The following is a 19,123-nucleotide window of genomic DNA, read 5'->3' as shown; positions in this document are numbered from 1 at the left end:
AAATCATTGGTTTTTTGCGAAAAATGTTATCAATATTAGCAAATTATCAGTAACAGTACCGAGAAAAATCAAATATCCATGAACAGTTTATAAATAAACTTTCTATTATAGAAATGGACATTGTAGATTGATTCATTGAAAAGGCTACCAAGCCAAGCTGTAAAATCTGAAATCAAATGACTACTTCTGCCAAAATTCTGCCATTGGTAAAAGACCCGGAACGCTTAGAAAAATCCCTTAAGCAAATTCCCCAAGAACCGGGTGTCTATTTTATGAAGGATGAGAACGATCGCATCCTCTACATCGGTAAATCCAAAAAATTGCGATCGCGTGTCAGTTCCTACTTCCGCGATCCCCAGAGATTAAGCGATCGGATCAACATGATGGTGCGCCAAATCATCGACATTGAATTTATCGTCACCGACACCGAAGCGGAAGCCTTAGCCTTAGAAGCAAACCTTGTCAAACAACATCAACCATACTTTAATGTTCTGCTGAAAGATGATAAAAAATATCCCTACATTTTAATTACTTGGTCAGAAGATTATCCGCGAATTTTTATTACTCGTAATCGCCGAATTGCTAAAGAAAAAGACCGTTATTATGGCCCATTCGTTGACTCAGGATTGTTACGCACCACCTTACGAATAGCTAAACGTTTATTTCCCCTGCGTCAGCGTCCCCAACCTTTATTTAAAGACCGGACTTGCTTAAACTATGATATTGGCAGATGTCCCGGAGTTTGCCAAGGTTTAATCTCTCCTGAAGAGTATCGCAAAACCATTCAAAAAATTGCCATGGTCTTTCAAGGCAGAACAGAAGAATTAATCGATATTCTGACAGAAAATATGCAGAAAGCTGCGGAAGAATTAAACTTTGAAGTAGCAGCCAGGATTCGGGATCAAATAGATGGAATTAAGTCTTTAAATGCAGCCCAAAAAGTCTCATTACCAAATGATAGTATCTCGCGGGATGCGATCGCACTAGCCGCCGATGAACAACACGCTTGTATTCAACTATTTCAAATTCGCGCCGGGAGATTAGTCGGTAGATTGGGATTTATTGCCGAAGCGAAATCAGGAACAGCGGGAGCAATTTTACAAAGGGTATTAGAAGAACATTATCAAAATGTTGAATCAGTGGAAATTCCCACAGAAATTTTAGTCCAGCATGAGTTACCCGATACAGAAATGTTGGGGAATTATTTGAGCGATCGCAAAGGTAGAAAAGTCAGCATTATCGCACCCCAAAGACAAAGCAAAGCCGAACTCATCGAAATGGTAGAACGCAATGCCAAATATGAACTTGAACGGACGCGGAAAAATAGCGATCGTAACAACCAAGCCTTACAAGACTTAGCCAACATACTCGACTTACCAGACTTACCCCATCGCATAGAAGGATACGACATTTCCCACATCCAGGGATCAAATGCCGTCGCCTCTCAAGTAGTATTTATTGATGGCTTACCAGCCAAACAAAACTATCGACATTACAAAATAAAAAATCCTACCGTCACTGCCGGACATTCCGACGACTTTGCCAGTTTAGCCGAAGTCATTCAAAGACGCTTTCGCAAATACGCCAAAACATCAGAAACAGACCTTTCATTAACCCAAAATACTGATTCTGATTGGCCTGATTTAATCATGATTGACGGTGGAAAAGGTCAACTTTCCGCAGTTGTCGCAGCACTCCAAGAAATGAACTTATTAGAAGATTTGCGAGTCGTGAGTTTAGCCAAACAACGCGAAGAAATCTTCCTTCCCGGTGAATCTTTACCATTAAACACCGATCCCGAACAACCAGGTGTGCAACTATTACGCAGATTAAGAGATGAAGCACATCGATTTGCCGTAACTTTCCACCGCCAACAAAGAAGCGATAAAATGCGTCGTTCTCGTTTAGAAGAAATTCCCGGTTTAGGTTTTCAAAGACAAAAACAATTATTAGCGCACTTTCACTCCATTGATTATATCCGCGAAGCCTCTGTTAAACAATTAGCCGAAGTTCCCGGAATCGGTGAGCGTTTAGCACAACAAATTTACGATTATTTTCATCCCCAGAATTGAGCAACTGATGAACTACTCATTGAGGTAGCAAGGGCGCACAAAAGAGCAGTTAAACCTTATCCAACGTTATCTCAGATCTTGCACCAAGAGGCAGAGCCTCTGTCTTTCGTTACCAGGTTCAACCTGGTAACGAGATTTGCGAGGTTCTACCTCCTGTACTGCAAGGAACTGAAAAATAGCAGCTGGTGTCAAGTTATGCTAGCTAAAGTTACTCTGTTAGAAATATGAAAATCAAACAACTAGCTTCTATTGTTTTGTTCACTATTCTTGGCTTGGCTACTCCTGCAAATGCCTATAATCTCCAACACTTAGAAATATTGCGACAAACCAAGCAATGTCCCGGATGTGACTTAAGTGATGCTAACTTAAGTCAATTAGACCTCAGAGAAGCTGACTTGCGGAATGCTTATTTAGCTGGTGCTAACTTACAAGGAGCTAACTTAAGTGGTGCTAGACTGGTGCGAGCAGACTTGAGCAGAGTTAATTTAAGCCAAGCTTTAATTGTCGGTGCCGATCTTAAACAAGCACACTTGGCTAACGCTAACTTAAGCGGTGCTGACATGAGATTAAGTCTTCTGAATTTCGCTAATTTATTAGGTGCCGATCTGAGTTTCGCTGACTTAAGTGGTGCTGTTTTAATGGGTGCAGTTCTTCGAGATGCAAACGTTGTTGGTGTTGACTTAAGCAGAACTTTTCTGAAAAGAACTACCATGCCAGATGGTGAAATTGAAAGTAACGATAAGTAATCAGTTCGTTGTGAGGACTTTAGTCCTTCGATTTGAATCAGTTCGTTGTGAGGACTTTAGTCCTTCTCTCGATCAAAAAACGACTTAAGTCGTTACAACAGACCTGGCACAACAAAATTGTTGTGCCAGCTTAATTAAGTTTGTCAAGCAGTCAAATCTGCCATGACTTTTCCGACAATTTGTACTGCTGAATCAATTTCTTTTGCAGTTACAATTAATGGTGGAACAAAGCGGACAACTTTTGGCCCTGCGGGAACTAATAACAAGCCTTCTGCCATTGCTGCTTTGACTATATCAGCAGAAGTTAATTGAGTTTCTGCGTTTAATTCCATGCCATTAATTAAACCCCAACCTCTGACTTCGGTAATTTTATCGGGATATTTAACGGCAATTTCTTTCAATCCAGCACGCAATTGTTCGCCACGTTGTTGGACATTTTCTAAAATGTTTTCCTGTGACAAAGTTTGACAAACTGTGAGTGCAACTGCACAAGCGAAAGGATTTCCGCCAAAGGTGCTGGCGTGTTCTCCGGGTTGGAAAATGTCGCATTTAGATTTACATAACATTGCACCGATCGGAATTCCACCACCTAAACCTTTTGCACTAGTGAAAATGTCTGGTTCTATTCCCAGATTTTCATATCCCCACAATTTGCCAGTGCGACCCATTCCTACTTGCACTTCATCCATAATTAGGAGAATGCCTGTTTCGTCACAAATTTGGCGAATTTGTTGGAAATATTCTGTTTCTCCGGGACGAACTCCGCCTTCTCCTTGTAATGCTTCTAAGAGAATTGCTGCTACTCTTCTGTCTCCGGTGTCGATATCTCCGATCGCATTTTTGATCGCTTGAATATCGTTGTAATCTACATAATGAAACCCAGGCACCAAGGGATCAAAATACTTTTGATATTTTGGTTGTCCAGTTGCGGTAATTGTCGCTAAAGTCCGTCCGTGAAAACTGGCATTCGCCGTCAAAATTACAGGTTCATCAATTCCTAAAACTGTGTGAGCATATTTCCGGGCTAATTTAATTGCGCCTTCGTTAGCTTCTGCGCCAGAATTACAGAAAAAAGCGCGATCGGCACAAGAATGCTCTACTAACCATTTTGCCAGCAAACCCTGCGGTGAATTGTAATAAAGGTTAGAAACATGGTGCAAGGTTTTAATTTGCTTAGTCACAGCTTCTACCATCACCGGATGTGCGTGTCCCAAGGTACAAGTAGCAATTCCCGCCACAAAATCTAGATACTCGCGCCCTTCATTGTCCCACACTCGACAACCTTCGCCTTTTTCCAAAACTAAGGGAAATCGTCCGTAAGTGGACATGACAAACCGATCGAAGCTAGCAGGATCGTAATTACCCGACTCTAATCCTGACTCTGTAGTTATTTGAGACTTCTCAACAACAGTTTCTATACTCACTGCTCAATCCTTAATTCAAAACTTATTCCGATGCGATTTTACTGGTTTGCTTTGTAAGGTACATTGATCGAGGCTACCAAACCTGTATTTCAGGATATGCCAACGATCCAAAACTTTGCATATTTGGGTATTGTAACTCTGAGTTAAATATTTATGTCGTACTTTCTGCAACAGTTTATCCTTGCCAGTTCTAACACTACAAACTCCTCCTTGGAAGCAAAATTTGCAGAATTAGTCATTGCCTTAATTATTTTGCTATTGGTAGCTACTGGCGTTGCCTTAATATCCCGGCAGTTTCGTGTGCCTTATGTTACTGGCTTAGTTTTAGCAGGTTTAGCAATTACCGATCTATTACCTCGACGAATTGGTTTAGATCCGTCCCTGATTTTCAATCTATTTTTGCCAATTTTGGTGTTTGAAGCAGCAATTAATACAGATATTAGCCGTTTACGGAGCACGGTAAAACCAATTTTACTACTAGCAGGGCCAGGAGTGCTGATTTCTTCTGCGATCACCGCAATCCTGTTAAAATTCGGCTTGGGTTTGTTGTGGATACCAGCGTTACTAGTTGGAGTAATTTTAGCGATTACTGATACTGTTTCGGTAATCGCTGTTTTTAAGGAAGTGGCAGTACCATCTCGACTTTCGACAATTGTTGAAGGAGAAAGTTTATTTAATGATGGTGTAGCTTTAGTTTTATTCAGCTTAATTCTGAAGCTGAATTCCACAGGTAAGTTTGTTTTGATCGATGGATTGCAAGAGCTTTTTGTCGTGATTGCTGGTGGTATTTTAGTTGGTCTAGCTTTGGGTTATTTAAGTACTGGTTTGCTCACTCGTTCTGACGATCCCTTAAGCAGTATGTTACTAACAGTAGCAGTAGCATTGGGTACTTTTCAAATAGGACAATTTATTCATGTATCTGGTGTTGTTGCTGTGGTAGTTGCCGGATTAATTGTGGGAAATATGGGGATTTCTAGTAATATTTCGGCATCGAGTCGAATTGCTTTGTTGAGTTTTTGGGAATATGCAGGTTTTGGGGTTAATACATTTATTTTCTTGCTGATTGGTTTAGAAATCGATCTGATTACTATATGGGAAACTTTGCCAGCAATTTTACTCGCAATAGTCGCTTATCAAGTGGGGCGATTACTCTCTGTTTATCCATTGTTATGGGCAGTACGTTGGTTCGATCGCGCAATTCCTTTACCTTGGCAGCACGTCTTATTTTTTGGTAATATTAAAGGCTCTCTTTCAATGGCTCTGGCTCTTAGTTTACCTGCAATTATCCCCGGAAGAGAAAGGTTAATTGCCTTGGTATTTGGCACTGTTTTGTTATCTTTAGTCGGACAAGGATTAAGTTTACCTTGGTTCGTGCGACAGTTAAAGCTTTCCCATTTTTCCGAGTTTCGTCAGCAAACGGAAGAATTGCAAGCTCAATTGATGACTTCTAAAGCTGCACAAGATGAATTAGATAGTTTGTTGAAGGCAGGAGTTTTGCCAAAATCGATTTATGAGGAAATGCGATCGACTTACCAAGTCAAAGTCGCCGCCGCCGAAAAAGCTTTACGAGATCTATACAACCGTCGCGAAGATGAATTTGATATTAATGATAGTAATCGCAGCAAGTTTGATGCAATTAAACGGCGTTTACTATTAGCAGAAAAAGGGGCTTTAAATGAAGCAATTAGAAAACGGATTATTTCTGACGAAATTGCTCAAAACCGGATTCGTAATATCGATCGACAACTTTTACAATTAGAAGATGAATGAGTATATAGCAATGGAAGCAAAGCTGAGGACAACAGAATCCTCTAGACAAATGGCTTATATAGCCAGTCTAAATGATTCGTGAAAAAGACTTTTTTTGAACCACGTTCGCGTAGCGTGCGCGTAGCGCGTAAGACACGAAGAACACGAAGGAAGAAGAAGAAAGAAAAACAAAGAAACCCAAGAAGATAGCGGGGGTAACTAACCCGGATTTGGTATTAAGCTTCTTGTGAACGTCCTAAACTATACTTCAGCTGCTATATAGCCAGTCTAAATGAATTGTGAAAATTGCTTCTTCTTCTCCTCTTCCTTCGTGTTCTTCGTGTCTTACGCGCTACGCGCACGCTACGCGAACGTGGTTCAAAAAAAATCTTTCTACTGAATCTGAGGAATAGATTAAGGACAACCTTCGATAAAATCAATCACTTGATGTAAAGTTCCTGGTTTAGTCACAATCAATATAGTTGAACCGGATTCTAAAACAGTACTTCCATTCGGAATTACTAAATCCGTATGAGGATGAGGTTGATAACCAATAATTAAAGAACCAGAAGGAAATCGAGCATCTTGAGCAATTTCCGCTACGCTACGTCCGACAACATTACAACGTTCAGGAATGGCTAGTTTTAATACTTCGATTTGCCCTTGTTCAAAGTGCATCATCGATTCTACTTCAGGATATTCGATCGCATTTACCATTGTGGATACTGCAAGATCGATCGTGCTAATAATATGATGCGCCCCCGCCAGACGCAATGGCGCTTCAAAATCTCGGTGCCGCATTCTGCTGATAATATGAGAAACACCGTAATGTTTCGCCAAAGTTACCATTGCTAAATTTAAGGCATCACTCCGTAAAACAGCAGCTACAGAGTCAGCTTTACGAATTCCCGCTTCTAGTAAAACTTCCGTACTCACAGCACTACCTTCAAAAGCCATTGCTCCCACTTGTTCGCGAGCATAGCGACAGGCATTAGGATCGATATCAATTACTGCTACAGTATGTCCCAACTCTACCAGCTTTTGCGCTAAATTTATCCCGACTAGTCCGGCTCCAGCAATTAACACATACATTTTTATTTCCCTACTATCAAATTTAACAGAGCAATTGGTATTCTACTGTTGTATATGATTAAACAGCTAACAAAAAGCTTCTACTTCTGTGATCTCTCAAAATAGATTAATTTTACAAACAGCTATTGAGGTTAAGTATGAACGCATACAAAAACAGCTAATTGGTGGAGTAATCGCTTTCATTGCCATATTTCTACTCGGTACACTGTGGTACAGGTTTATCGAAGGATGGGATTGGTTAGACTCTATTTACATGACAGTAATTACCCTAGCTACAGTTGGCTATGGAGAAACTCGACCTTTAGGAAGTCGGGGTCGAATATTTACTATTGTTTTGATCGGATTAGGAATCGTTATTATCGGTTACATTGTTAACAGATTTACAGAAGCTATAATTCAAGGTTACTTTCAAGAAGGTAGAAAACTGAGGCAGCAGAGACGCTTGATTGAAAATTTGAAAGAACACTACATTTTATGTGGATATGGACGCACTGGCAAGCAAATTGCTCAGGAGTTTCAAGCTGAAGGCATTTCTTTTGTAATTATTGATTCGGATCAAGAATCTGTGGAATTAGCAAAAGAAATGGGTTACGTTAGCATCCAAGGTGACGCTACATTAGATGAAACATTAGTAAAAGTGGGTATTGAACGGGCAATTTGTTTGGTGGCGGCGCTACCTTCGGATGCTGAAAATCTTTACACTGTTCTTTCGGCAAAATCGCTTAATCCAGAAGTGAGAACAATTGCTCGTGCGAGCACAGAAGAAGCAGTGAAAAAGTTACAACGTGGCGGCGCAGATGCGGTAGTCTCTCCTTATATTACTGGTGGTAAACGCATGGCAGCAGCGGCTTTAAGACCACAAGTAATGGATTTTGTCGATGGGATTCTTACGGGGATAGATCGATCGTTCTACATGGAAGAATTCCTTTTAGATCCCCACGTTTGTCCTTATGTTGGTCAAACATTAAAAGATGCACGTCTGCGAAGTCAATCTGGTGCTTTAGTAGTCGCCATTCGTCGCGCCGATGGTACTCTAATTGGAGGCCCAACAGCAGATACCCTCCTATCAGCTGGAGATTCCATGATTTGCATGGGTACACCAGAACAATTACGTTTACTTAACCAAATTCTCAGTCCTCTTAGTTCCAAGAGACTGCGTTTACCCAAACATAATTCTTAAATGCTATCAAACAAAGCTGGAACAAAATAACAGAAATTGTAAGGAATCCCAGTCCCTAGTCCCTAATCCCCAGTCCCCTGTTCCCTTTTACAAACGACATTTACATTCTTTTGGTAGAGTCTCTATCTGTATTTGTGTAAAGTCAATAAAGTCTTTCATTGACTTAAAAAAAGAGCGTTTATCAAAAAAATCCTGAATTAATATTTCTAATTCTGTTACCCCATTGATTAACTTTTCTTCTCTACATAAGCTGTGCCAAGGAATAAATTGTTCGCAATTAAGGTAAGGATTCCCTACTCTAGCTTGATTGCCATTAGAAATTACTAAAATTTGAATATAAGAAAAAATTGTAGGTAATTTATAGTTACAAAATTTAATTTTACCACAATTCCTTTTTAAAGGAATTGCATTAGAACTAGTTTCTATTAAATCAATTATACCCAAGGGCAACCCATTAATAAAAATCACCATTTCTGGCGAATAGCGAACGTTTCCTTCAAAAACTGTATAATTTTGAATCACCAACCAATCATTTTTTTGAACATGAGAATAATCTACAAGTTTTAGTTCATTATAAAGTTTATATTTACCTAATTGGTAAGATACATTCATCCCATTTTGCAAAAAATTTCGGAAATTATAATTTTTGGCTTGAGGGGTATCACCAGGAATCGAATTAAGTACTTTAATAGCTTCTGTAATCGCCATTGAGGGAACATTAGGATTAATTCTTCTCAGTGATTGAAAAAAGCGATCGCGCAATATCACCTCACCATAACTACTTCGCTCAGACTTCACCTTTCCCGGCGCAACATCTGAATCTAACAAAACTGTATAACCGTTTACTTCAAACCAAACTAACATCATATACTCTCCAATAAATTGATCGGTGATAGGGAGAGAATTACTAAAATCAAGCGTTTATTCTTTTAATTTATCGGTTTCACCAACATTTAGGTAAAAACCTTACCTGGATATATTTACCAGTAAGGCTTTTAGCTTTGAGGCGGTGATATCATGCCATGCTAATATTCAAGCACATTGTACGAAATACTTGCGTATATCGTAATACTTTTTTTATGGTTACTTTTTTAACAGATAGGTAAAAGTAGGAAAGTTAGTGTTGTAAAAGTCCTAGTTTAGAAAAATTTATGCTTAAAGGAATTAGTAATGAAGCCAGAAAGTGAGCTACGTAACAATTTAAAACAAATTCGTATCCGCTTAGGCTTGAGTCAGCAGGATTTAGCGAAAATTGCCGGGGTTTCCCGTCAAACAATTAGTGGTGTAGAATCTGGACAATACGCACCTTCGGCAACAATTGCTTTGCGTTTAGCCAAAGTATTAGGATGTCAAGTAGAAGATTTATTTTGGTTGCAAGAAGAGTGTATTGGTGTAGAAGCAATACCTACCCAAGCAGTTCCATTAGCGCAGAAATTAAGAATGAATTTAGCCCAAGTAGGAGGAAGATTAATTGCTTATCCATTGCTGGGAGAAGAAGCTTTTCGGACAGAAATGATTCCCGCAGATGGTGAAGGTTGGCGAGAAACAGATGATAATAAAATTATCGTCAAATTGTGGGATTCTCAGGATAAGATTAAGCAAACAGTAGCGATCGCAGGTTGTACCCCAGTACTTTCACTTTGGGCAAAAGTCGCAGAGCAATGGTATCCCAATTTGCGAGTTCACTGGAGTTTTGCCAACAGCAAGGAAGCGCTAGAAAGATTGCTCAGAGGCGAAGTTCATATTGCAGGAATGCACTTATACAATCCAGAAACTAACTCCCATAATGTTAGCTTCATCAAAGATATATTAACCAATCAGGAAGTGGTATTAATTAACTTAGGTTTTTGGTCAGAAGGACTGATAGTACAACCTGGTAATCCCCAAAGATTGAGAAATATTGTTGACTTAGCTAACCCTGAAATTACTATTATCAACCGAGAACTAGGATCTGGCAGTCGTCAACTATTAGAACATTTACTAAATCAAGCCAAAATCCCCTTTACTGCTGTGAAAGGATTTAATCAAATTGTTAATAGTCATGTTGCAGTTGCTCGAGCAATTGCCTCTGGCAAAGTTGATGCCGGAATTAGTATTCAAGCCATAGCAACCGCCTTTGGATTAGGATTTGTTCCCCTGCATAAATCACAATATGATTTAGTAATTATTAAAGATTACTTGCAAGAAATACCTGTACAACAATTCCTCAACATTCTCGGACACCAACGCCTGCATTCTCAGTTAATTTCCCTTGGCGGTTACGACACTTCTCAAACCGGAGAGATAATCACTACTATTGAACCAAAAAACTAAGAGAAAAAGGACAATTGAAAGCGGTTGTTGGTGCGATCGCTCAACACCATAAGTAGAATAGGTAATAATTAGCTGATTGTATCGAATTTACACATGGAACCTATTACTATATTTACTGCGATCGCAACCGTACTCGCAACCAAAGCCCTGGAAAAAACCGGAGAAAATATTGGAGATGCCGTAACGGGAAGGGTTCGCCAGTTTTGGTCTTTACTCAAGGACGAGTCTCCAGATACGGCGAGTGCGATCGAACTTGCGCCAGAGCAAGCGTTGAATGACGATCGAGTAATATTAGAATTGCAATCTGTAAGCGATCGCAATGACGAACTGAAACAAATATTAATCGAATTGGCAGCAGCAGCCACCACAAATCCTAAACTTGCCCAAACGGTACAGCCGACAATCCAAAATTTCTCTAAGCTGTTAGAAAAAGGTGTTGTTAACCAAGGTTTTATCAACAGCATAAACCAAACGATTATATGACTGGCATCGTCCGAAAGCGATCGGGCAAAGTTAAATCGCAACGAAACTATAGAAGTTGACTGGCGAAAAGTTTGCCTCGCCATGTTGGAAGCTGAAAAACAGCAAAAGCTAACTACAAATCAGCTGATGCGCGATGAGGATGAATACTTTGATTTAGATGAAATCCACGTACCGCTAGCATTAGTAGAACGCAAAAAACCCGACAAGCAATGTGAGGAAATTCTACCAGAGCAAGGTTCGCGCCTGTACGAGCCAGAATATGAAGAAAAGCAGCGTTTTGAACACGAACAGTTTTTGTTGGATATCGTCAAAGACGGGAAAGGTAAGCATAACGGTAAGCGCATAGCTATTATTGGCGAACCTGGGGCGGGAAAAACTACGTTGTTACGGAAAATTGCTTTTTGGGTGCCAGAAAATACCCCATATTTTCCCATTTCAATATCCTTGGCAGATTTACCAGAAATCAATCCCAAGCAGCAATTTCTGGAATATTTTTTACTCGATAAATGGCTAAAAGCAGCGCTACCTTATAACGCTAATTCAACTATTAAGTACCAGCAATTATCATGATGAGCAGGCTAATATCATTGGATGTTTAGCAAAAGTTAGAGTTTTAAATTCAGAATTGAGCAGTATTCTAAAACAATTTTTGATTAGTCAGGATGAATATATACGCTACCTAACGGCTTCTATATTAACTAAGACTGAATCTGAGCAGTCTGAAGCTATTAAAGTCCTGAAAAATTTGCTAGGGACATGGGTTAATGATTTTGCTGCTCACCGTCTTAAGCAAGTTGCACCTGAAGTACCTGTCACATTAATTTTTCCTGAACCTTACAATGATGATAATGATGAGATTAGTTTTACTTCAGTCATATCTAGGTTAGAAATACTAGGGTTAGGAAATTTTGACATAGACGTTTTGAACTCCAAACCTCAAAAAATAGTAAATCTGTTAATTAATTTTATACACCTAAGTAAAGATAGGAAAGAACGTGAGGATGCTGTTAGGAGCCTAAGTAAGCTTCTTCTGAGCAAAAAATTTTGTAACCGAATTGAATTGTTCCCATCAGTTGTTACAGGTCTTAAAATGGGGATTTTGGATCGAGTTTACACCAATAACACGCTTGACACTTATAATACTTACGGTCATTGCTACGATGTACTCTGGCACTATGCCCAAAACCTCCCCTACCCCGACTTCTATCAAGCTTGGCACCAAAACACCTTACCAACACCGCAACAGCAAACCTCAACATAGCAAACTTACCCCAAGTCCTTGCCGAAGCTATTAACAATCAACCCGAATTATGCAGCAAAGTAAAGCTAATTTGCATCGACACACACCAATTCATCGACCCCGAAAACCCCGCCCCAGAAATTTACGACCTGATGCTAAATCAAAATTGTCCAGAGTGGCAGAATGGGTATCCAGAAACAATGCAAAAACTCAAACTTTATTGGAATTACCTGCGCCGAAGCCGCGAAAATCCCCTGTTTTTCATCTGCTACGATTCCACAGCACTCACAGCCACACCCACAGGATTTAGCGATACATTTCTGACAGCATTGAGCAAATTTGATGGCGCGATTTGTGTAGTATGGGAAACCGGGGAATTTGGGTTGCAAACATTTTCACCGACTCAACCAAATTTAATCGCAGATATTGTCGGTTGGATCAGAGAGAAAATGATGGAAAATTTGTAGGAATTGTAGGGGCGAAGCATTTGGGCGACAATTTATGTGGCATAACTAAAATATTTATGTCCAAATGCTAATGCCTACGGCACGCTACGCGAACGCCCTGTTTTGATGTGAAAACAAAAATGTTTGTTCATATAAATTGTCGCGGGGGGAGGGCGAAGCATTCGGGAATGTAAATTGTTGATTATCCAGAAATATTGTCGCCCGAATGCTTCGCCCCTACAGTAAAATTTTTGGGTAATTTTTTAACCTGTATCCAATAGTTCAGATATATGCAAAGAAAGGATAATTACGGTTCTATTATAATAGAAACATCTTATTTAAGAGCCAATCAACAAAGCAGGAACTATGACACTCACAAAAACTGATTACAAATATATAGAACTAAATGATGATAATGTTCCTATTATAGCCGGAACTACGATGAAAATAGTTGAATTGGTAGAAGCTCAAATAGCTTATGGTTGGAGTCCAGCCGAATTACACTTAAATCATCGCTATTTAACCATGAGCCAAATTCTTTCTGCCTTAGCTTATTATTGGGATCATAAACAAGAACTCGATGCAGAAATCAAGCGACGAGAAGATTATATTAAACAAGCAGAAATTGAAGCTGGCGAATCTCCTTTTGCTGCTAGATTACGTGCTCAAGGGTTATTGAAATGAGTCTAGCACTTTACATGGATGAACACATACATTCAGCTATTACAGTTGGTTTACGTCTGCGAGATATTGATGTTTTAACTATTCAAGAAGATGGACGTGCTGGAACTCCAGATACTATTTTACTTGATCGATCTACAGAACTTGGACGAGTTATGTTTTCCCAAGACCAAGATTTTTTAATTGAAGCAAAACGCCGTCAAGCTGAAGGAATAAACTTTTCAGGTGTGATTTTTGCTCGTCAGTCTCGCGTTTCCATTGGTGATTGTATTCGCGATTTGGAAATAATTGCTAAACTGGGTGAGTTGGAAGAATTTGTTAATCGAGTTCAATATTTGCCTTTGTAAGTAATTTCATTTCTAAATTTTAGAATCAATTGATGTGCGATCGCACTCATTAAGCTATGACAACTTGTTTAAGTCTTCGAGATATAGATATTTTAACTGTTAGCGATCGCCAATTGCTAACTTAATTCAATTTCAAAGCACTAACTGGCACTTCATCCCATGATTCTACAGTTCGCAAACGCACCACCCAACCTGCGGACTTTTGCTCTTCCGTCAAATTATCTTGAAATGATTTATGGCAATCTTTGGCTTGCTCTTCGTTACAAGTAGCAATGCAAGAATAGATAATACCCGATGGATCGATCTGTTCGTTTACCCAAATAGTCACGGTTTAGTTCCTTGTAACCTGTAAAAAGTATTTTATCCCAAATTCACCCTTGACCTTCTTCCGCCTCTCTTCTTCTTTCTTCGCGTTCTTTGCGCTCTTTGCGGTTCAAAAAAAAAGGAGTAATTCTGGAAAAACCTGAATTACCCCTTTGAAATCACTCTTTAATCTAACTAAGCTAAAGAAGCCATTTTCACATCACTGTCTGCCAAGATTTCTTGCAACTCATCAGCGTCTACAGTTTCTTTTTCAATTAACAAAGCTGATAACTGATCCAGCAAAGCACGGTTACTAACTAACACATCCTTAGCTCGTTTGTAAGCTTCATCAACTAAAATCCGAACTTCTTCATCTACCAACGCTGCTGTTTCTTCGGAGAAATCACGTTCTGACATGATATCTCTGCCTAAGAACATATTACCTTGCTGACGACCGAGAGCAACTTGTCCGACCCGATCGCTCATGCCAAAGCGCATCACCATCTGACGTGCTACCCTAGCTACTTGCTGCAAGTCACTCGAAGCACCAGTAGTCACCTCTTCTTCACCGAAGATGATTTCTTCTGCTACTCGTCCACCCAACAACATCGCCATCCGGTTTTGCAGGTAAGAACGGCTCAATAAACCAGAATCTAGTCTATCTTCACTGGGAGTAAACCATGTAATCCCACCAGCTTGACCGCGAGGAATAATGCTAATCTTTTGTACTGGGTCAAAGTCAGGCATTAAAGCACCAACAACTGCGTGACCAGCTTCGTGATAAGCTACTACTGCTTTGCGTTTTTCGCTCATCATCCGGTCTTTCTTTTCCGGGCCTGCTAGTACGCGATCGATCGCATCATTGACTTCATCCATAGAGATTTCCGTCAAATTGCGTCTTGCTGCCAAAATTGCCGCTTCGTTGAGCAAGTTAGACAAATCTGCACCAGTAAAACCTGGAGTCCGACGGGCAATTCTTTCCAAGTCTACATCTTGCGCTAAAGTCTTGCCACGAGCATGAACTTTCAGAATTTCCAAACGTCCCGCAAAGTCAGGACGGTCTACCACTACTTGACGGTCAAAACGACCGGGACGCATTAACGCTGCATCCAATACATCAGGACGGTTGGTAGCTGCAATAATAATGATGCCAGTGTTACCCTCAAAACCATCCATTTCAGTAAGTAGTTGGTTTAAGGTTTGTTCCCGTTCATCATTACCACCGCCTAAACCAGCACCACGCTGACGACCGACCGCATCAATTTCATCAATAAATACGATACAAGGTGCGTTAGCTTTCGCTTGTTCAAACAAGTCGCGGACGCGGGAAGCACCCACGCCGACGAACATTTCTACGAACTCAGAACCGGAAATGCTGAAGAAAGGAACGCCAGCTTCCCCAGCTACCGCACGAGCTAACAAAGTTTTACCAGTTCCCGGAGGGCCAACCAAGAGTACGCCTTTGGGAATTTTCGCACCGACTGCGGTAAAGCGATCGGCATTCTTCAAAAAGTCTACAACTTCGTTAAGTTCCAGTTTCGCTTGGTCAATACCCGCCACATCCCCAAAAGTAACTTGAGTTTGTGGTTCCATTTGTACACGCGCCTTCGACTTACCAAAGTTCATCGCCTGCGAACCTGGCCCATTTTGAGCGCGTCTGAGTAAAAAGAACAGTCCGACTAAAAGTAAGATCGGGAAGAATAAACTGCTGAGTGCTCTCAACCAGAAAGCATCATCAGCTGGTGGTAAAACTGAGATGTCAACGTTGTTCTTAGTTAAAAAGTTGATTAGATCGGGATCGTTGGGGAGGTTGACTATAACTGTTTTGCCTTTCGGATCGTCTGGATCTGTCAGACGGGCAAAGGATCGATCGGCACTAATACTGACTTTTGCTACTCTTTTGCTTTCAACTGCCTGGATCAACTGGCTGTAGCGCCAAGTCTCTCTAGTTTGGGGTTGTTTGTCAAAAAAAGCTGTTGCCAATGCAACTACTACTAAGGCTAGCAGTGCATATAGCCCTGCATTTCTCCACTGCTTATTCACTCTTGGTCAATCCTCCAAGGTTTTTTATCGTTCAGGCTTTATTGCGTACTCTTATGTTAATTTATCTTAACCTATCTGAGAAATTCGCAACATATCAGGTATGGAATTTCGCAGTTTTTCAGTCTAAATATGAGAAAAGGACTGGGGAATGGGGACTGGGGACTGGGAAAGGCAGAAGGCAGAAGGCAGAAGGCAGAAGGCAGAAGGGAAGAAAGGCAGAAAGAAGGCAGAAGTAAAAATTCCCCTTGTCCCCTTGTCTTCAGGGGGTGACAACGGAGCCAAAACTCATGAATACCAATAGTTTCAGCTTTTCCTCTTCCCTTAAAATATAGGCAGACTTTGAGCCTATTTAAGGACTAGACAACGTATTAAAGTCCTTTTAGGCTCAAAGTCTGCCTATTCATTATCAATAAGCCTGTCAATAAGCTGAATTTTTTTGGGTAGTGTAACCAGCCTAAAAGCTTGATTCAAAAGCGTTTCAGCCCCGTTGTCACCCCCTGAACCCCTTGTCCCTCAAATCACCCTATGAATGGGTACGACTTCGACGACACTGTTACTGTAAGCGATCGCTTCCATCCCCAATACTAGATCGGGTGTCCAAGGTTCTTCCTCAACGATCTGATTTTGGCTTTTCAGCCAATCCATTAACTGCTCTCGCATTAATCCTGGTAAAATTCCCGCCGTTAATGGCGGTGTCCACCATCTCCCATCTTGCCATCCCCAAAGATTTCCGGTGCTGGTTTCTAACCAATTGCCAGATTCATCTATTAGTATCGCTTCCTTGGCTCCATACTTTTTCGCTTGATTCAATGCTAGCCAAGCAGTTAAATAATTGCCTGTTTTATGGTCTGCTAAACTGCGCCTAAATTCTGCTCCTTCTGCTAACCAAGCAACTATACCCTGCTGTTGTCTCTCCACTAAATCTGACGGTAAATCCCGCCCCACTATCCATTCTCTGCCATCGGGAAAAATTGTAATTCTTAATACGGGAAACTCCTTCTGCAATATTTCTGCACCTTGTCTGATGCTCTCCCAATTCGGCTCTTGCCAGCCGAATGTTTGAATGCTGTTGCTTAGGCGATGCAAGTGTCCTTTCCAGTTCGTTCTCCCATCATCCAACGAATGATGATAAACTCTTAAAGTTGTGAAAACTGTCGCCCCATAAAGTAATCCCGGATCGTCAATTCCTAATCCTATTCTCCCCGTCCTAATTAGCTCTCCCGCATACCACATTGGTTAATCAAATTGTTGAAAAAATTCTTAAATTTAATAAAAAAATTTTTATTTTTTCGTCCTTTGGGATTGTTTTTTTGCCCTTTTAACTTTATAATTTAGATAATGGGAATATTTGTAAAAATACTATTTTAGTCAATATTCCCATTATCTAAATTATACGCCAAAAACCGCCCAAACACAAGCTGATTTCGCTTCTTTTATCATTCGCCAAACTATACAAAAAGCTTATAACATTTTGCATTTTTTCATTCTTTCTGGTTTCTGCCTTATCAATTAAACCAAGAGCGAACTAAATTCAAAAACCCTTCCCATAGGTTTGGTTTAGAGGAGTTTGGGAATTGGTGGTAATATTGCCAATCAGCAGCAGTTTGGCAGTTAATTTCGGATAAAGTCGGGAAGATGGGAGTGAGATTAGCGATCGCCTTAATTTTCAACTTTTGCTGCATAGCCAAAGCAAAGACATGAATTAGCTCACTAGCTTCAGCACCCACAATATGAGCGCCGAGAATTTCGCCATTGCTCAGAGTAATCACTTTACAAAAACCTGTAGTTTCACCGCGAATTTGAGCCTTATCAACCATTTTGAAATAGCGGCGTGTCAGCAAAACATCAGCATAACGGCGTTTCGCTTGAGCTTCAGTCAAACCTACCCTTGCCAATTCGGGATCGGAAAGAATTGCCCAAGGAATATAGCGATAATCAACTTGGGAATTTGGGAAAGTTCGCAGATTTTTTAAAGCTATTTGCGCCTCATAATTAGCAATATGAGGAAAGCGATATCCACCCAAAACGTCACCACAGGCATAAATCCGGTGATTAGTAGTTTGGAGTTTTGAGTTAACTATAATGCCCTGACTATTGCACTTGACACCCACAGCATCTAAATTTAAAGCAGAAGTATTAGGCTGGAATTCAGTAGTAATTAAAATTTCATCAGCATCGATCGCTTTATTTCCCGCTTGAATCCACTTTTTATCTTGTAACCATCTAACTTGAGTTACATGATATTCTGTAAAAATTTGAATACCTTCAGCTTCTAATTGCGACTGAATTAAAAGAGCAGCTTCGCGATCTTCCTTAGCTAAAATATGGGAACTACTGACTACAAGAGAAACCTGTGTCCCCAACCGAGAAAAAGTTTGTGCCAGTTCCACACCTACCGGATCGTTACCAATAACAATTAAGCTTTTTGGTAGTTCAACATTTGCCAATTGCCAGATGCTATCAGGAGTCAGATAACCAGCACTTTCTAAACCTTCTATTTCGGGAATAACTGGAGTAGAATTAGTGGCGATTAAGTACTTGCGCGATCGCAAATATTGGTCTTTAACCGCAAAAGCAAAATCAGGAGCATGGCGACAAAATTCCCCTTCCCCAAAAATTACATCAACTCCCAAAGAAGCCAACACAGCTGGAGAATAATTTTCATCTAAACTAGCAACTATTCCTTTCGCCCACTTTATAGTTTCGCCAAATTCTAAACTTCTATTTAGCTGTTCCTTATTAGACCAACCAAATATAGCCGCATCTTCCAGCGTTCGCGCCACTTTTCCTATATAAGTCAGAGCTTTATTATATTTAGAACTAGATTCTGACCAAGTAGAACCTAATAATGGAGAAGCTACCAAAGCAACACGAGCATTAGAATGAGTTGCTTTAACAGCAGCATAAATTCCAGCTGGACTACCACCAATTACCACTAAATCATAATCAAGCATATAGATAAAGGGACAAGGGGACAAGGGGACAAGGGGACAAGGAGATGGGG

At 40.3% G+C, this 19,123-nt stretch carries 19 protein-coding genes; 12 read left to right on the top strand and 7 right to left on the bottom strand.

Translation table 11 applies throughout. The annotated features are described in order from the left end of the window. Positions 1 to 176: 176 nt before the first annotated feature. Complete coding sequence (gene uvrC / locus IQ264_RS15785) at positions 177 to 2,072, top strand: excinuclease ABC subunit UvrC (RefSeq protein ID WP_193981750.1); 1,896 nt, start codon at positions 177 to 179, stop codon at positions 2,070 to 2,072. Positions 2,073 to 2,296: 224 nt separating this feature from the next. After that, positions 2,297 to 2,818, top strand: coding sequence for a pentapeptide repeat-containing protein (locus IQ264_RS15780; RefSeq protein ID WP_193981749.1), 522 nt, complete (start codon positions 2,297 to 2,299; stop codon positions 2,816 to 2,818). Positions 2,819 to 2,961: 143 nt separating this feature from the next. Here the strand turns inward: IQ264_RS15780 and IQ264_RS15775 are convergent, their stop codons facing one another. Beyond that, positions 2,962 to 4,242, bottom strand: a complete 1,281-nt coding sequence (locus tag IQ264_RS15775; RefSeq protein WP_193981748.1) for an aspartate aminotransferase family protein — start codon at positions 4,240 to 4,242, stop codon at positions 2,962 to 2,964. Positions 4,243 to 4,395: 153 nt separating this feature from the next. On the opposite strand from IQ264_RS15775, the gene IQ264_RS15770 reads away from it, so the two are divergent. Beyond that, positions 4,396 to 6,012 (top strand): cation:proton antiporter, encoded by a 1,617-nt coding sequence (locus tag IQ264_RS15770; RefSeq protein WP_193981747.1) that lies wholly within the window; start codon positions 4,396 to 4,398, stop codon positions 6,010 to 6,012. Between the two features lie 393 nt (positions 6,013 to 6,405). Here IQ264_RS15770 and IQ264_RS15765 read toward each other — a convergent pair whose 3' ends face one another. Next, on the bottom strand, positions 6,406 to 7,083 hold the full coding sequence (locus IQ264_RS15765) for a potassium channel family protein (protein WP_193981746.1): 678 nt from the start codon (positions 7,081 to 7,083) through the stop codon (positions 6,406 to 6,408). Between the two features lie 88 nt (positions 7,084 to 7,171). On the opposite strand from IQ264_RS15765, the gene IQ264_RS15760 reads away from it, so the two are divergent. After that, the gene (locus tag IQ264_RS15760; protein WP_322744705.1) at positions 7,172 to 8,263 is read left to right on the top strand and encodes a potassium channel protein; all 1,092 of its coding nucleotides are present in this window, start codon (positions 7,172 to 7,174) and stop codon (positions 8,261 to 8,263) included. An 87-nt stretch (positions 8,264 to 8,350) separates the two neighbouring features. Here the strand turns inward: IQ264_RS15760 and IQ264_RS15755 are convergent, their stop codons facing one another. Then, complete coding sequence (locus tag IQ264_RS15755; protein WP_193981745.1) at positions 8,351 to 9,130, bottom strand: type I restriction endonuclease; 780 nt, start codon at positions 9,128 to 9,130, stop codon at positions 8,351 to 8,353. A gap of 303 nt (positions 9,131 to 9,433) precedes the next feature. Here IQ264_RS15755 and IQ264_RS15750 point away from each other — a divergent pair, with 303 nt between their 5' ends. The 7 genes from IQ264_RS15750 (at position 9,434) to IQ264_RS15720 (ending at position 13,773) form a co-directional block, all read left to right on the top strand. Next, the gene (locus IQ264_RS15750) at positions 9,434 to 10,576 is read left to right on the top strand and encodes a substrate-binding domain-containing protein (RefSeq protein WP_193981744.1); all 1,143 of its coding nucleotides are present in this window, start codon (positions 9,434 to 9,436) and stop codon (positions 10,574 to 10,576) included. A 93-nt stretch (positions 10,577 to 10,669) separates the two neighbouring features. Next, positions 10,670 to 11,059, top strand: coding sequence for a hypothetical protein (locus IQ264_RS15745; RefSeq protein WP_193981743.1), 390 nt, complete (start codon positions 10,670 to 10,672; stop codon positions 11,057 to 11,059). Positions 11,060 to 11,140: 81 nt separating this feature from the next. Next, positions 11,141 to 11,629: an ATP-binding protein gene (locus IQ264_RS15740; protein ID WP_193981742.1), complete on the top strand. Its 489-nt coding sequence runs from the start codon at positions 11,141 to 11,143 to the stop codon at positions 11,627 to 11,629. A gap of 55 nt (positions 11,630 to 11,684) precedes the next feature. Continuing rightward, positions 11,685 to 12,320: a hypothetical protein gene (locus IQ264_RS15735; RefSeq protein WP_193981741.1), complete on the top strand. Its 636-nt coding sequence runs from the start codon at positions 11,685 to 11,687 to the stop codon at positions 12,318 to 12,320. Continuing rightward, positions 12,272 to 12,766, top strand: a complete 495-nt coding sequence (locus tag IQ264_RS32990) for a hypothetical protein (RefSeq protein ID WP_228061574.1) — start codon at positions 12,272 to 12,274, stop codon at positions 12,764 to 12,766. The genes IQ264_RS15735 and IQ264_RS32990 overlap by 49 nt, the downstream gene beginning before the upstream one ends. 345 nt (positions 12,767 to 13,111) lie before the next feature. Beyond that, a complete protein-coding gene (locus IQ264_RS15725; RefSeq protein ID WP_193981740.1) occupies positions 13,112 to 13,429 on the top strand; it encodes a DUF433 domain-containing protein in 318 nt (105 codons plus the stop codon). Further along, positions 13,426 to 13,773: a DUF5615 family PIN-like protein gene (locus IQ264_RS15720; protein ID WP_193981739.1), complete on the top strand. Its 348-nt coding sequence runs from the start codon at positions 13,426 to 13,428 to the stop codon at positions 13,771 to 13,773. Before IQ264_RS15725 ends, IQ264_RS15720 begins: the two co-directional genes overlap by 4 nt. A gap of 121 nt (positions 13,774 to 13,894) precedes the next feature. Here the strand turns inward: IQ264_RS15720 and IQ264_RS15715 are convergent, their stop codons facing one another. Both IQ264_RS15715 and ftsH3 read right to left on the bottom strand, forming a co-directional pair. Then, positions 13,895 to 14,101, bottom strand: a complete 207-nt coding sequence (locus tag IQ264_RS15715; RefSeq protein ID WP_193981738.1) for a glycogen debranching protein — start codon at positions 14,099 to 14,101, stop codon at positions 13,895 to 13,897. Between the two features lie 170 nt (positions 14,102 to 14,271). Further along, positions 14,272 to 16,119: an ATP-dependent zinc metalloprotease FtsH3 gene (gene ftsH3 / locus IQ264_RS15710; protein WP_193981737.1), complete on the bottom strand. Its 1,848-nt coding sequence runs from the start codon at positions 16,117 to 16,119 to the stop codon at positions 14,272 to 14,274. 148 nt (positions 16,120 to 16,267) lie between these two features. Between ftsH3 and IQ264_RS15705 the strand changes: the two genes are divergently transcribed. Then, the gene (locus IQ264_RS15705; RefSeq protein WP_193981736.1) at positions 16,268 to 16,420 is read left to right on the top strand and encodes a hypothetical protein; all 153 of its coding nucleotides are present in this window, start codon (positions 16,268 to 16,270) and stop codon (positions 16,418 to 16,420) included. 212 nt (positions 16,421 to 16,632) lie between these two features. Here the strand turns inward: IQ264_RS15705 and IQ264_RS15700 are convergent, their stop codons facing one another. Then, entirely contained in the window at positions 16,633 to 17,352 is a 720-nt protein-coding gene (locus tag IQ264_RS15700; protein ID WP_193981735.1) for an aminotransferase class IV, read from the bottom strand. 272 nt (positions 17,353 to 17,624) lie between these two features. Beyond that, on the bottom strand, positions 17,625 to 19,123 hold a 1,499-nt coding region (locus IQ264_RS15695), incomplete at its 5' end, for an NAD(P)/FAD-dependent oxidoreductase (RefSeq protein WP_322744704.1).

The organism is [Phormidium] sp. LEGE 05292 (assembly GCF_015207735.1).
GTDB lineage: Bacteria > Cyanobacteriota > Cyanobacteriia > Cyanobacteriales > Aerosakkonemataceae > Floridanema.
The sequence above is the reverse complement of the archived record's forward strand: the minus strand, read 5'-3'. Positions and strand labels throughout refer to the sequence as shown.

What these genes read in the sequence shown, in the direction of transcription:
- uvrC (WP_193981750.1), top strand. Translation starts at nt 177, where the DNA reads ATGACTACTTCTGCCAAAATTCTGCCATTGGTAAAAGACCCGGAACGC.
- IQ264_RS15780 (WP_193981749.1), top strand. Translation starts at nt 2,297, where the DNA reads ATGAAAATCAAACAACTAGCTTCTATTGTTTTGTTCACTATTCTTGGC.
- IQ264_RS15770 (WP_193981747.1), top strand. Translation starts at nt 4,396, where the DNA reads ATGTCGTACTTTCTGCAACAGTTTATCCTTGCCAGTTCTAACACTACA.
- IQ264_RS15765 (WP_193981746.1), bottom strand. Translation starts at nt 7,083, where the DNA reads ATGTATGTGTTAATTGCTGGAGCCGGACTAGTCGGGATAAATTTAGCG.
- IQ264_RS15755 (WP_193981745.1), bottom strand. Translation starts at nt 9,130, where the DNA reads ATGATGTTAGTTTGGTTTGAAGTAAACGGTTATACAGTTTTGTTAGAT.
- IQ264_RS15750 (WP_193981744.1), top strand. Translation starts at nt 9,434, where the DNA reads ATGAAGCCAGAAAGTGAGCTACGTAACAATTTAAAACAAATTCGTATC.
- IQ264_RS15745 (WP_193981743.1), top strand. Translation starts at nt 10,670, where the DNA reads ATGGAACCTATTACTATATTTACTGCGATCGCAACCGTACTCGCAACC.
- IQ264_RS15740 (WP_193981742.1), top strand. Translation starts at nt 11,141, where the DNA reads ATGTTGGAAGCTGAAAAACAGCAAAAGCTAACTACAAATCAGCTGATG.
- IQ264_RS15725 (WP_193981740.1), top strand. Translation starts at nt 13,112, where the DNA reads ATGACACTCACAAAAACTGATTACAAATATATAGAACTAAATGATGAT.
- IQ264_RS15720 (WP_193981739.1), top strand. Translation starts at nt 13,426, where the DNA reads ATGAGTCTAGCACTTTACATGGATGAACACATACATTCAGCTATTACA.
- IQ264_RS15705 (WP_193981736.1), top strand. Translation starts at nt 16,268, where the DNA reads ATGGGGACTGGGGACTGGGAAAGGCAGAAGGCAGAAGGCAGAAGGCAG.
- IQ264_RS15700 (WP_193981735.1), bottom strand. Translation starts at nt 17,352, where the DNA reads ATGTGGTATGCGGGAGAGCTAATTAGGACGGGGAGAATAGGATTAGGA.